Genomic DNA, 13,407 nt, shown 5'->3' with positions numbered 1-13,407 from the left:
CGCCCTTACCTCGCGGGAGCTCATCAATTTCTCGCCCTCGGCGCCCTGCCCGACATGCTCACGTTGAGCGCCTGCAGCCGGCCCGGCCGACGACGGGTCCGCTCCCGATATCGGCGCGCACTCATGGCCGGGGATCTCAGCCCCGCCGACGGCGGCTAGCAATCCACCCCACCAGCATAGCGAATACTGCGGTGACCGTGATGATGAGTTCAGGAATTGAACGTAATCGGGTGGCAAGTGTGAACTCGGTATTGAGCGGGACCTGTGCGACGAGGGCATCGGCAGTGAACATTTCGGTCTGCTCGAGGACATCGCCATTCGCCGCGATAATCGCGCTGACACCGCTGGTGGCCGCTACCACCACCGTGCGGTTGTGTTCGACAGCGCGCAGCCGCGACATCGCCAGCTGCTGATAGGTCATGTCGGTATCGCCGAAGGTTGCATTGTTCGTTGGTACCGCGATCAACTGCGCCCCCGACCGAACCGACTCGGCCACCAGATCATCGAACGCGACCTCATAACAGGTGGCCACAGCGAGCGGTGTCTCATCGATGGTCACCACACCATCGCCGTTACCGGGCACGAAGTTGCCCGCCTGCGCGGCATAAGGCGAGAGCTTGCTCACGATCGATCGCATTGGCAGATACTCACCAAATGGAACCAGGCGTCTTTTGTCGTGCGCATCGCCAGGTCCTGTTCCTTGCTCCCACACCAGCGCTGTATTTCGGGTGGTACCGGAGCCAGTGGACACCACCGCCCCCACAAGGATCGGAGCGCCGATCGCCTCTGTGGCCGCATCGATCTGTTCTGCAGCGTCGGCATTGCGAAACGGGTCGATGTCTGATGCGTTCTCCGGCCAGATCACCAGATCCGGTGCGGGCTTCACCCCCGCTGCGACCTCGGTGGCGAGAGCGTCGGTACGAGCCACATGATTGTCCAGTACAGCGCGCCGTTGCGCGTTGAAATCCAGACCGAGTCGGGGCACGTTGCCCTGGACTAGGGCAACCGTTTTAGAGGGGGTGGTGATTGGTGCGGTAGAGACGGGTATCGAGCCGAGTGCAGAGGCGGTCACAAGCACCGCCCCGAGTAGCAACACCGAGCGCCAGGCGGAGCGCCGAGCAAGTCCGACGACCACTGCAGCAGTTGCACTGCCCACCAGTGCAACGGACAGGCTCACCCCTGGCGCCCCAGCGATCTGAGCGATCGCCAGCAATGGTCCATCAGTCTGACCGAACGCCAGCCGGCCCCAGGGAAACCCACCGAAGGGCAGGCGCGCTCGAACGGCTTCGGTGGCCACCCAGCAGCACGCGATCCACAGTGCAGCCCCGGGCAGCCGCGCCACCAGTGCGGTGGCCCCAGCGAAGACAGCGACTGCCACGGCCTGTAGCGCCGCTAATGCTAGCCAGGGGACAGCGCCGACATAAACCCCCACCCAGGGCAGTAAAGGTACGAAGAACCCGAGACCAGCCAGGTATCCCAATCCGAATGCGCCGCGCACGCTGATCCCTCGGATCGACAGGACCAAAATGGCAAGACCGGCCGGGGCGAGAAACCACAAGGATAGAGGCGGGAAACTGGTGTACAGCAGTATTCCTGCGCCCAATGACGACACCATTCGACCAAGCGCACGGCCGACGGGGTGACTATTTAGCCACCGCCGGGAAGGCGTTGACTGCGGTTGATTTCGGGTAACCCCGCCCATCCTGAGGTCGACTGCTGGCAGTACCACCGATTGCGGCCCACGGTTCTTCTGTCGTGTTGTCATGTCACGCTCGCGAGGTGCGCTCTCGTCTTCCGCAGAGGTCGCGGGGGGAGCGAATCGAACCCGTTCACGGCCTCGCTGAGTCCACGCGCGCGGCCCCGGAGCGGGGCCCGGCACATGCCTCCGACCGGGACGCACAGAGCGGATCGGAAGCATATCTGCCGGGTCACCCGGCGAGCTGGCCGATCTGGAACTCGGCGAGCCGCGATTGTGGCTGGGACGCTCCACTGTGCTGGTCGGTGAAACTCTCTGTCCCGTCTGTGCCGCACAGCTGCTCGATCCGGTCCGGCCCGCCCGGGTGTTGGTCGACCCACGCGGTGAGGTCGTAGACGATGTTCTCGATCACGGTCCAACACGAGTCGGTCGAATCGTTCTGCTGGACCTCGGCCATCGTGACCTGTTTCTCGGCTCTCTCGCCCGTCTGGAGCTGCTCTGCCTGTTCTGGCGCGCCCGTGTCGTTCCCGGCGCAGCCCACAGCTAGGAGCAGGGCGGCGGTGGAGCCGGAGGCGGTGAGTGTCCTGCGCAGTCTCATTCGATCTCCTCGTATAGTGATCTACCGAAAGTCCAGGCGGCCAGCCACGTACACAGGACCGTGAGCACCAGTGCTACGCCGATGTGGAATGCCAAGGTCGAACTGCCCCCTAAGCTCGCTTGGGCGAACGTGGCCCCGAACAGGACGAGGGCGACGACTGCAGCCCAGCGACCTCGCCGCGTAGCCCACGCGCGCCACCCTAGAACCAGAGCCAGCACGCCGGTGAGGACATGAAGGGCGATGGCGGCCGAGCTGTGGACGTCCAGACTGGTGCCGTCCTGGACCAGCACCCCTGCCGAAGTGAAGAGAAGTCCGAGGGCGCTGACCGTCAACAAGGCCACCGCTCGTGCGAGCAACAACAATCGTCCGGAAATCTGTAAATCTTGTGATCGCGACACTTTCCCGTTCTCGAGCTGCTCGTCCACTTCTTCGTGGTGGGAGGCGGCTGGCGACCCGCCCCACTTGTCCCCCAATGCCGCACGCACTGTCACATCTGGAGATTGTGCTGTGCTGACCTCTTGATTCGGTCGGGGTTTGATGAAGGTCTGATCAAGATCCCGGACGTGACGGTCGCTGACGCGGTGCTGATTTGGTGCGCGGCCAGTTGGGGTGAACCTGGGTGAAGCCTGTCAGGACGTCCAGCTTCCGAAGGCCTTCCCATGTCGCCCACGTAGTCCCTGACACTCGCAACAGGCAGCTTGATGAACGCTGCCAGAGGCTGTGGTCAGAGGGAGACTCTAGGCACGATGCACGCTGGTGGGGGCCGCTCCCGGTCGTTCTTCGACACGGGTGACGAGGCCCCCACTTCTTGCGACGGCGGACTCTGCTCGTCTAAGTTCGAGCAAAAGTCACATCACGAAACCATCACGGTATAGCGGCAGGGGAGACACGGCGACAGTGGAGCGAAGACGTGCACGCCGCAAGGCACACCCTTTAACTGTCGACATCTGGGCGAGTTCTGGTCGCCCTCGAGGTGGCGGTACGCATCGCCAACCCTCCGCCCGGCCCGAGTTACATGATCAGGTCGTCGTCGTCACGGTCGCCGCCGGGGCCATCGTGTCCTCGATAAGTTTTCTAGTGGACCAGCACGCAGAAGCTGGTGGTGAGCACATTCACCTCATCGCGCACGAGGAGTCGATCAGTCCTGCTGGCCAGTCTGGAGACATAGCCCTTCCCCCGGCTGAACTGCCTGGGCCCGTTGCGGTGCAAGGCGACCTCCCGCTGGAGAGCGCTGCCGCCATGGTGTCGTCATTGGCGGCAGGCACCGAAATCGACGCTCGCCGACAAGTTGCCGAGGAGACCGCGCGCCGTCCAACAGCAGCGATGCCGACAGTCGGGACCCTCACGTCTGAGTTCGGCCAACGCTGGGGCTCGCTCCACGGCGGCATCGATATCGCAAACGCGATCGGAACCCCGATCGTGGCGGCCACTGACGGGACCGTCATCGATGCCGGCCCGGCGCAAGGGTTCGGCAATTGGGTCCGACTGCTGTCGGATGAGGGCACGATGACCGTTTATGGACACATGGAAGAGGTTCTCGTGTCCACGGGCCAGCGTATACAGGCTGGACAGACGATTGCCCTCATGGGAAGTCGTGGCTTTTCCACCGGTTCACACTTGCACTTCGAGGTGTGGTTGAACGAGGGACGGGAGCGCGCCGACCCCATCGAGTGGCTCCGGCAAAACGGTATCGCGACCAACTGAGTCAGCCCTTGGAATGAGCCGGGGTCTGCGGTAAGGAGATCGTGAATCGGGCGCCGCGGCCGAGCCCGTCACTGTGAACGCGGATATGGCCTTCGTGGGCTTCGACGAGTGCACGGGTGATGGTGAGTCCGATGCCGCTTCCTCCGTGTGCCCGGTCGCGTGCGGTGTCGACGCGGTAGAAGCGGTCAAAAATGTGGTCGAGGTGCTGCGCTGCGATGCCTTCACCAGTGTCGGCGATAGTGATCTCCACGTTCCCGTTGTGTAGGCGACTGGTGACGGTGACCATCCCACCTGAATCGGTGTGGCGGAGCGCGTTGTGCAAAAGGTTGGTCAGGACCTGGTTGATTCGATCACTGTCGACAGTGATCGGTACTGCCTGATCAATACGCGCTTGGAGCATCACATTCTTGTGCGAGTACTCGGGGCGCAGGGCGTCGATCGCGGCCGCGATGATGCTGCGAGTGTCGGTACCGATGGGGATGAGACGCGTGAGGTGTTCTTCGGCTCGGGACACCGCGCTGACGTCGTGAGCGAGCCGGCCTAGCCGACCAGTCGCGGTTCGCAGAATGCGCAGCGTGTCGTCGTCGAGTGCACGGACACCGTCTTCGATCGCCTCAAGGTGGGATTCGAGCGTGGCCAGGGGAGTCCGCAACTCGTGTGCGAGATCTGAAAGCATCCGTCGGCGTGTGGTTTCGGTGGCATCTAGTCGTCGTGCCAGTTCGTTGAAGCTGACGACAAGATCGTCGAATTCACGACCTATTCTCGGCTCGTGCACTCGTGAGTCGTATTGTCCACCGGAGATCTGCTGGACTGATCGGGTGACCGGGGTGATCGATCGTTGAACGCGGCGGGCGATGTAGCCGCTGACAGCCAGCGACAAGATCACCGATACCGCCAGTGCGATCGACCAAGACAGCATCATTGACGAGTTGAATGCCTCCTCCATATGGGCTGCTTCGGAGGAGTTCTGTGACAGTCCGGCCATCTCCAGATGCTCGTGGAAGATCCCGGGGGCAAGTATTGCGGCGACGACCCAGGCACTGACTGCGAAACCGATCATCACAAAAGCGAGCGCCGCCAGTAGCCGGGTACCGAAGGTGGCAGTGGTGAACCACCGCTTGAGGCGCGTCACGTTGTCACCCAGATCGATCCGGCTCACTGACCATCTCCGGTGCGGTAGCCGACACCGCGGACGGTGCGGATGTATGCGCCCCGGGACGCAGTGTCTCCGAGCTTGCGTCTCAGGTGCCCGATGTGGACATCAACAAGGTGCGTGTCGCCGACCCAGTCAGGCCCCCAGATGGCACTGATCAACTGCGTCCGGGACAGCACCAAGCCGGGGTCTCGCGTCAGTGCCGCCAAGAGGTCGAACTCGGTCCTGGTCAACTGAACAGGGGTGGTGTCGACGGTGACCTCGCGGCCTTCGACGTCGATCGCCAGTGCCCCAATCCTTCGCAGCTCTCTGTGTTCGGAGGCCGCGGACGGGGAGCGTAAGGCTGTAGACGATCGAGGACGGCGCAGCATGACTTGGATGCGGGCCATGAGCTCTCGTGGGCTGAACGGTTTGGTCATGTAGTCGTCGGCTCCCACGGACAGTCCGATGAGGGTGTCGACCTCCTCGGTGCGGGCGGTGAGCATGACGACATACGCATCGGAAAAGGTGCGCAACTGGCGGCACACTTCGACGCCGTCCAGTCGCGGAAGGCCGAGGTCTAGCACGACGACGTCGGGATCAATCTGCCGGATCAGGTCGACTGCATCCTGCCCGTCGTGAACGATCGTGATGTCGAAGCACTCGCGGGTCAGATAGGTACCGATGAGATCGGCGAGCTCACGCTCATCTTCGATGACCATCGCCCGCAGCCCTGTGGTCGCGCGCGTGGTCGGGGACTCACCTTCAGGTCCGGCGTCTCGAGAATCGGATGTGAACATAAGGCCTCAATCATCGTCGTAGGTCTGCCACTGGCGCCTATCGCATGCTTGATCTTGATCAGACCTTCATCAAACCCCCACCGAATCAATGGGGTCGGCGAAGGACAATCTCCAGATGTGACTATGCGTGCTACAGCGGTGCTGATGATGCTATGAAGCCGGTGACGCCCCACCGAAGCTGCCCCTCGTTCCGGTTCGTCGCACCGGGAACGGCAGAGGGGACTCATATCAGTGCCTAGGATGGCTCCGGTCACCGCGTTCCTGCGCAACTCATGGCGCACTCTCACCGCGATGCGCACGGCATTGATTCTGCTATTTCTGCTGGCAGTGGCGGCGATACCGGGGGCACTCCTGCCGCAGCGCAGCCTCAACCAAGGAAACGTCAATCAGTACATCGCGGACAACGGCTGGCTGGGGGAGTTCTTCGACAAGCTCCAGCTGTTCGACGTGTTCTCCAGCTGGTGGTTCACAGCCGTGTACGTGTTGCTGTTTATATCGCTGGTGGGCTGCCTGACACCGCGGTCGATTGATCTGGTCAAACAACTCAAGGCCCCGCCGCCGCTTGCCCCGCGTAACCTTGCACGCCTGCCGCATCATGCGGCGTACCGGACCACGGCCACGCCGGAGCAGGCCGCGGACCAGGTCCAAAAGAGCCTCAAGGGCTGGCGGGTCCGTCGCAACAACGGGGACGGTCGCGTGTCGGGCAGCATCGAGTTGTCCGCGGAGCGCGGGTATGCGCGCGAGGTGGGCAACATCGTATTCCACTTCGGCTTGCTGTTCCTGCTGATCGCGTTCGCGGCCGGCAAGTTCGTGTACGCGGAGGGCATGCGGGTGATCATCGCCAACGAGGAAGCGCCGGCCTTCTGCAACACCACGCCTAGTGCGTACGACTCGTTCCGGGCAGGTCTGCTGGTAGACGGCACTGACTTGGCGCCGTTCTGTATCAAGGTCGAAGACTTCCGTACCGACTATCTACCCAATGGCCAGGCGGAGATGTTCACCTCCAACATTCGCTTCAGTGAGGAGGTCACTACCACCGATCCAGACACATGGGATCCCTACACGTTGCAGGTCAACCACCCGCTGCGCATCGGCGGTACTCGTGTTTACCTCCAAGGTCACGGCTTCGCGCCCACGTTCACGGTCACGTTCCCCAACGGCGAGACCCGTACAGACACAGTGCAGTGGCAACCGACGGACCTGTTGACTTTTCTCTCCTCCGGCATCATGCGCTTTGATCCGCCAGCCGGCATGTACCCGGACATCGACGATCGCCTTGAGCAGCAGATCGCCATCCAGGGGCTGTTCGCACCGACCGCCTCGTTCGACGGCAACATACTCAGCTCCCGTTTCCCGCGGATGGACGACCCGGCGGTGGCGATCGACGTCTACCAGGGCAACGCCGGCCTGGACAATGGCGGCGCACAGTCGATCTTCTCGCTGGACCCCGACCTAATGGAGTCGGGCGCGTTGGAGCGTAGGGCCCGCGTCAACCTCATGCCCGGCGAATCCACGACCCTGCCCGATGGCACCGAGGTTCGCTTCGATGGAGCCGACGAGTTCATCAACATCCAGGTCTCGGAGGACCCTACTCAGATCTGGGTGGGCGTGTTCGCTGCCGTCATGGTGGGTGGACTCGTCCTGTCGTTGATGGTCCGTCGCCGAAGGATCTGGGCACGGGTCATCGTCGACGGGGCCCAGGCGACCCGCGTCGACCTGGGTGGCCTCGCTAAGACGGACAGATCGGGCTGGGGCCGGGAATTCGACGACCTCCGGGACCGGCTGGCCACCATTGCTACTGCTACACCCGTCTTGCCCGAACCTAGCGACACTGCATCTAGTCGAGGCGCCGACCCCGACGCTTCGTGGAAGGACAACATCCGGTGAACACTGTAATTCTCGCGCAGGGACTGCCTGTCAACGAGACGCTCTCCACCTACAGCGACCTGGCGTATAGGTCCGCGTTCGGTCTATACGTGCTGGCGCTTGTCGCATCGTTGATCTACTACGCCGGATTCCGGGTAGCCAAGGTGACTAAATCAAGCCGGAACCTAGTGGGTGCCGGTGGGCCCGGGCTCACAGAATCAACCTCTCTCACCGACACCGGAGACGAGGACCGTGAGTCCGCAGGCAGTGTCCGCTGGGCACGGATCGCACAGCTATTCATCATCATCGCCTTCCTCTTCCAAGCGGCTGCGCTGATCCTGCGCGGGGTGGCCACAGGTCGCTTCCCGTGGGGCAACATGTACGAGTTCATTCTGGCCACCACACTGCTGGGAGTGGGCGCCGGGCTGATTTTCCTGCGCAAGCCGGCCCTACAGGTGGCCTGGCCATTCGTACTGGTACCGGTTCTGATCCTGCTGTTTTTCGGCGGCACCAACCTGTATTCCGAAGCCTCTCCCGTCGTGCCGGCACTGCAGTCGTACTGGCTGCCCATCCACGTCTCGATCATCTCGCTGGGATCGGCCATACTGCTGATATCCGGCGTCGCCTCGATCATGTACCTGATCCGGGTGTGGCAACCGCAGGGTCAGGAAACGGGCTGGAGCTCTGGGCTTTCCCGCCCACTACCGCATGCCGACACTCTCGACCGACTGGCCTATCGCACCGCTGTGATCGCATTCCCGATCTACAGCGTGGGCATCCTGCTGGGCGCTGTCTGGGCCGAGGGCGCGTGGGGTCGCTTCTGGGGCTGGGACCCCAAAGAGACTGCCTCCTTCGTCTCTTGGGTCCTTTACGCCGGCTATCTGCACGCCCGTGCCACCAGTGGCTGGGGCCCCAAGAAGGCCGCTTGGATCAACCTCGCCGGGTTTGCGGTGCTCATCTTCAATCTGTTCTTTATCAACATCGTGGTCTCCGGTCTGCACTCCTATGCTGGCCTGAACTGAACGGTTGAGGAGCACTTCGCAGCCTCGATATCTGCTTTAGAAAGCGCAGCATCCAACTCCGCGAAATGAAAGAAACGGGGCCGGCTATCGCCCCGGTCCGACTCGGGCAGGAGACGCTTTTTGGCACCGTGCGAGGCGAGCCGGGTAACCACACTGGGCTAGGTGGAACCGTTCGCGGCACCTCGGGGAAGCCGGTGGCTCCCTGAGTCCGACTACGAAGAGATCGGCAGAACGAAACTGTGAGCTCCCGCAATGAATCCGAACTGACCGGCCGCCGTGTCCGCCCGGCCACCTGGGCGATCCTGGCGTGGATGATCATCATGATCGCCGCCATCCTGGGGGCGTGGAAGGGGTCGGAAGCCCGGTTCGGTGTGCTGTCGGAGATCACCGTGGCCACCGACCGCAGCACCGTCAAGGCTCTGCCCTTCACCGCGACCGACCTGGACGGCAACTCCTTCACCAACCCGGTGCCCGAATTCGTGGTGCGCAGCGAGCACACACTGACCGTCCGATTGTCCACCGAGCTGCGCGAGTCGACGATGAACGTCTACGAGGTGCGTCAGGGCGGTACCAACGAGTACATCGTCGAGGCTGGCGGTGCCGGCGAGCTACTCATTCCGGTGAGCACCCCGGAGCATGGCCCCATCGAGGGCCTAGCCATCCGGTCGGTCCCGATCTTCTATGACAAAGCCGGTGAGCCGTCGATCCTCAACGGCGAATGGTCCGTGTCCTTCGTCTACGAGGACTGAGCGCCCCAGTGGCGGCAGCGGTATCGGCCTGACCATCACTCGCGCACTCGTCGAAGCCCACGGCGGGAACATTCGAGCGCACAGTGACGGGCCCGGCCGAGATGCAAGTTTCACTGTCGAGTTTCCGAGCTCTGGCCGCTCTCCCACTAACCGAGCCGGCATTTCCGGCGCGCAAGTGGCCGGGCCCGGTCTGATTTGACCGAAGAAGGGAGTCAGCTTATGTGTCGACCGACGTGGCGCTACCGCCTGCTCTACCGTGCGCGGACGGCGCCTTGCCCACGGCCGGGACCGGCGACGGAGGACGATCTCGTGCTGCGGTACGCCACGATCGCTGATCTCGGCGCGACCGCGCAGTTGCACGTTGAACAGCTACCGGCCGGTTTCTTCCCCGGCCTGGGGCCACGATTCATGCGTCGCTGGCACCGGACCTACCTTGATTCCCCGCACGGCGCGGACGCCTGCTTGGCAGAAGAGGCGGTTGCCGACCTGCGGAACTGCATCCGTACCAATCTCGACTGCGCCGATGTCTGCGTCGCCACCGCTTCCGTCCTGAGTCGCCGAACGGGCAGCAACCTGACCGTGGTCACCGAGTTGCTCAAGGCCTGCCGTGCCGCGTGCGCTACTTGCGCCGAAGACTGCGAGGCTCACGCCGACATGCACGAGCACTGCAAGCTGTGTGCTGACGCCTGCCGTCGTTGCGAAAAGGCCTGCAGCGACCTCCTCAGCGCCATTGGCTGAACCCGCGGCGCCGCTGTAGTCGTTGCTCGACTGGGTGTGCGACTTAGGTCCTACGGCGACAACCGACGATCTAGGGGGTTCTCTCCTATAAGCGGGCTCTCCTGTACGGCCCCCGGCTCCCTCCCGCACCTACTCGACGCCCCTTCCGGCTGGGGAAGGCTGCCGCTCCCAGCCCTACAGGATCCCGGGGCCGTCGAGGGCAGCCCACAGGACACCGGCCAGGACGCCCAGCGCCAGGCTCGCGGTCGCGGCGACCGCGGCCGTGACGGCCGGCCAGGCGGCCATCCCGCCGCGTCCGGGGAACTCGGCGGCTTGGGAGTCGGGTCGGGCGAAGACGGGGGCGAACCAGCGCAGGTAGTAGAAGAGGCTGATCACGCTGTTGACCACCACCACCAGAGCCAGCCACCCGTGACCGCCGTCCCAGGCGGCGGTGGCGGTGGTCAGTTTGCCCACGAAGATCGCCAGGGGCGGGGTGCCCACCAGCCCCAGCAGCGCCACCAGCACGGTCAGTCCCAACCTTGGGCGGGAGCGGGCCAGCCCGCGGTATTCGGCGAGCGTCCGGTGCTCGGGCAGGGCAGCGGTCACGGCAAAGGCGGCGACGTTGGTCACGGCGTAGGCGGCCAGGTAGAACAACAGCGAGGGCAGGGCCAGGTCGCTGCGCCCGGCTGCGGCCACGGGCACCAGCAGGAACCCCACCTGCGCCACGGTCGACCAGCCCAGTAGCCGGCGGGGATCGGTCTGCCAGTAGGCGGCCAGGTTGCCCAGGAACATCGAGGCGGTGGCCAGTAGGGCGGCGACGAGCAACCAGGAGTGCTCTTCGGCGGAGACCGTGGCCACCAACCGGTACACGGCCACCAGCGCGCCCACCTTGGGCACGGTGGTCAGGAACGTGGCGGCGGTGACCCCGGAGCCCTGGGCGGCGTCGGGCACCCAGAAGTGCATCGGCACCCCGCCGGCCTTGAACAGCAGCCCGGCCAGCACCCCCAGGATGCCTGTCCCCACGGCGGCGTCCGGTGCGGTGGGCAACGCCTCCCGGAGCAGGGCGTAGTCGGTGCCTCCGGCCAGGGCATAGAGCACGGTGACGCCCAGCATCAGCAGGATCCCGGACAGCGCCCCCATGAGGTAGGTCTTGACCGCCGCCTCGGCGCCCAAGCGGCCGCCGGTGAGTCCGATGATCCCGTACAGCGGGATGCTGGCCAGCAGGAATCCCACGATCAGCACCAACAGGTCGGTGATCCCGGCCAGGACCATCACCCCGGCGGTGGCGAAGAGCAGCAGGGCGTAGGTGTCGGATTCGCGCGGGGAGTCCTTGAGCTCCCCGGAGGCCACCCCCAGGATCAGCAGGGTGGCCAGGGTGGCTATCACCCGTGCGGCGCCGGTGGCGGTGTCCACGGCAAAGGTACCCGCAAAGGCGCTTTGCGCAGGCCCGGCCATAGCCACCGCGGCGGCGGTCGCGGCGCCCAGTAGCGCCAGGGCGGCCGCGGCGCGGGCGATCCACTGGCGCTGCCGGGGGAGGAACGATCCGCCCAGTAGCACCGCCAATCCGCCGGTAAAGACGATGATCTCGGGCAGCAGCAGCCCGGGGCTCATCTGCATGGAGGCGTCCACGGGTTACCGTCCCACCAGTTCCACGAGGGCGGCCGAGCTCGGCTCGATCACCCCGAGCAGCACCAGCGGCAGCACTCCGATCAGCACGGACAGCGCCAGCAGAGGGCCGGCCGACCACAGCTCGTGCGCCCGCAGGTCCGCGAACCCGGGGGAGCGCCCGGCGGCGGGCCCGGTGAAGACCCGCTGCAGGGCCCGCAGGAACAGGGCGGCGGTGATCACGATGCCCACTAGCGCCACTGCGGTCACCGGGGCCACGGCCACGCTGCCGGCGAAGATCTGGAACTCGGCTATGAACCCGGAGAACCCGGGCAGGCCCAGGGAGGCAAAGGCGCCGATCGCGAACAGCGCCGCGTACCGCGGGGCGGGGTCGGCCAGCCCGCCATAGGAACCCAGGTCGTAGGTCCCGGCCCGGCTCTGCATGACCCCGGCCAGCAAGAACAGGGCGGCGGTGATCAGTCCGTGGCTGACCATTTGCACCATCGCGCCGGTGACCGCCATGGACCGGGCCTGCTCGGCACCCTCCACCAGCAGCCCGGCCGCACCCAGGGCCAGGACGATGTAGCCCATGTGGTTGACGGAGGTGTAGGCGATCATCCGCTTGAGGTCGGTCTGGGCAAGCGCCACCAGTGCGCCGTAGAGCACGGAGACGATTCCCACGGCCACGATCACCCAGGCCCACGCCCGCCAGACCTCGGGCAGCATCGGCATGGCGATCCGCACGAAGCCGTACGCGCCCATCTTCAGCAACACCCCCGCCAGGACGGCCGAGCCGGCGGCCGGGGCGTCGGTGTGGGCCGGGGGAAGCCAGGTGTGGAACGGCACGGTGGGGGTCTTGACGGCCAAGCCCACCAGGATCGCCGCCAGCACCAGCCCCCCGGCGAGCGGCTCACCGGCCAGCGGGGGTGCGGCGACCAGCTCGGGGATGTCAAAGGTGTGGGGCGCCGAGAACACATACAGCCCGATGAAACCCAGCAGCAGGGCCAGCGACCCCAGGAACGTGTAGAGGAAGAACTTCAGCGCCGACCGGGCCGCATTGCCGTGGCCCCACCCGGCGATGATGAAGTACATTCCCACGATCGACAGGTCAAAAAAGACGAAGAACAGGATCAGGTCGGCCGAAACGAACACGCCGAGGCTCATGCTCTGCAGGAACAAAAATAGCGCCGCCTGCACGCGCGGCCGGTCCGAATCCCGCAGGCAGTACACAGCGCACGCCAAGAACACCACGACCGTCATCGCCACCAGCGGCAGGGACAGCCCGTCGATGCCCACGTGGTAACTGCTGCCCACCCCCGGGATCCACGGCACCTGCTCCTCGAACGCCAGCCCGTTCGGTCCCGGGTCCTTGTAGCCGGCCCACACCACGGCAACCAGCAGCACTTCCAGCACGCTCACCGCGATCCACGCCCATCGCGCGGCCGCCGGCCCGATCGCCGGCACCGCGGCCAGGACGGCGGCGGCGGCCAAGGGGAGAAAGACGATCAGACTGAGCAT

The 13,407-nt window shown here is 64.8% G+C and carries 12 protein-coding genes and 1 pseudogene; 6 read left to right on the top strand and 7 right to left on the bottom strand.

Features of this window, described 5'->3' with window-relative positions; all coding sequences use genetic code 11:
* Nucleotides 1-136 precede the first annotated feature (136 nt).
* The 3 genes from lnt to NJE57_RS03780 form a co-directional block, all read right to left on the bottom strand.
* Nucleotides 137-1,615 (bottom strand): apolipoprotein N-acyltransferase, encoded by a 1,479-nt coding sequence (gene lnt / locus NJE57_RS03790; protein ID WP_319026992.1) that lies wholly within the window; start codon nt 1,613-1,615, stop codon nt 137-139.
* Between the two features lie 313 nt (nt 1,616-1,928).
* The gene (locus NJE57_RS03785; protein WP_017836387.1) at nt 1,929-2,294 is read right to left on the bottom strand and encodes a cytochrome b5 domain-containing protein; all 366 of its coding nucleotides are present in this window, start codon (nt 2,292-2,294) and stop codon (nt 1,929-1,931) included.
* Entirely contained in the window at nt 2,291-2,719 is a 429-nt protein-coding gene (locus NJE57_RS03780; protein WP_319026991.1) for a hypothetical protein, read from the bottom strand. Before NJE57_RS03780 ends, NJE57_RS03785 begins: the two co-directional genes overlap by 4 nt.
* 652 nt (nt 2,720-3,371) lie before the next feature.
* Between NJE57_RS03780 and NJE57_RS03775 the strand changes: the two genes are divergently transcribed.
* Entirely contained in the window at nt 3,372-3,998 is a 627-nt protein-coding gene (locus NJE57_RS03775) for a M23 family metallopeptidase (RefSeq protein WP_154828158.1), read from the top strand.
* A gap of 1 nt (nt 3,999) precedes the next feature.
* Here the strand turns inward: NJE57_RS03775 and NJE57_RS03770 are convergent, their stop codons facing one another.
* Complete coding sequence (locus NJE57_RS03770) at nt 4,000-5,157, bottom strand: sensor histidine kinase (RefSeq protein ID WP_264887533.1); 1,158 nt, start codon at nt 5,155-5,157, stop codon at nt 4,000-4,002.
* The gene (locus NJE57_RS03765; RefSeq protein WP_319026990.1) at nt 5,154-5,852 is read right to left on the bottom strand and encodes a response regulator transcription factor; all 699 of its coding nucleotides are present in this window, start codon (nt 5,850-5,852) and stop codon (nt 5,154-5,156) included. Before NJE57_RS03765 ends, NJE57_RS03770 begins: the two co-directional genes overlap by 4 nt.
* 318 nt (nt 5,853-6,170) lie before the next feature.
* Here NJE57_RS03765 and NJE57_RS03760 point away from each other — a divergent pair, with 318 nt between their 5' ends.
* The 5 genes and pseudogenes from NJE57_RS03760 (at nt 6,171) to NJE57_RS03740 (ending at nt 10,305) form a co-directional block, all read left to right on the top strand.
* A complete protein-coding gene (locus NJE57_RS03760; RefSeq protein WP_319026989.1) occupies nt 6,171-7,817 on the top strand; it encodes a cytochrome c biogenesis protein ResB in 1,647 nt (548 codons plus the stop codon).
* Nucleotides 7,814-8,818: a c-type cytochrome biogenesis protein CcsB gene (ccsB, locus tag NJE57_RS03755; protein WP_017836393.1), complete on the top strand. Its 1,005-nt coding sequence runs from the start codon at nt 7,814-7,816 to the stop codon at nt 8,816-8,818. The genes NJE57_RS03760 and ccsB overlap by 4 nt, the downstream gene beginning before the upstream one ends.
* Before the next feature lie 239 nt (nt 8,819-9,057).
* Nucleotides 9,058-9,567: a DUF2771 family protein gene (locus NJE57_RS03750; protein WP_007626376.1), complete on the top strand. Its 510-nt coding sequence runs from the start codon at nt 9,058-9,060 to the stop codon at nt 9,565-9,567.
* A pseudogene (locus NJE57_RS03745) lies at nt 9,566-9,766 on the top strand (ATP-binding protein); the annotation flags it as partial. The gene NJE57_RS03750 and the pseudogene NJE57_RS03745, both read left to right, overlap by 2 nt.
* 110 nt (nt 9,767-9,876) lie before the next feature.
* Nucleotides 9,877-10,305 carry a four-helix bundle copper-binding protein gene (locus tag NJE57_RS03740; RefSeq protein WP_007626378.1) on the top strand — a complete coding sequence of 143 codons (429 nt, stop codon included), beginning with the start codon at nt 9,877-9,879 and terminating at the stop codon, nt 10,303-10,305.
* A gap of 174 nt (nt 10,306-10,479) precedes the next feature.
* On the opposite strand, the gene NJE57_RS03735 is transcribed toward NJE57_RS03740, so the two are convergent.
* Entirely contained in the window at nt 10,480-11,901 is a 1,422-nt protein-coding gene (locus NJE57_RS03735; RefSeq protein ID WP_007626380.1) for an NADH-quinone oxidoreductase subunit N, read from the bottom strand.
* Nucleotides 11,902-11,916: 15 nt separating this feature from the next.
* Complete coding sequence (locus tag NJE57_RS03730) at nt 11,917-13,407, bottom strand: NADH-quinone oxidoreductase subunit M (RefSeq protein WP_319027098.1); 1,491 nt, start codon at nt 13,405-13,407, stop codon at nt 11,917-11,919.

The organism is Dietzia sp. PP-33 (genome assembly GCF_033790845.1).
Lineage (GTDB): Bacteria > Actinomycetota > Actinomycetes > Mycobacteriales > Mycobacteriaceae > Dietzia.
The sequence above is the reverse complement of the archived record's forward strand: the minus strand, read 5'-3'. Positions and strand labels throughout refer to the sequence as shown.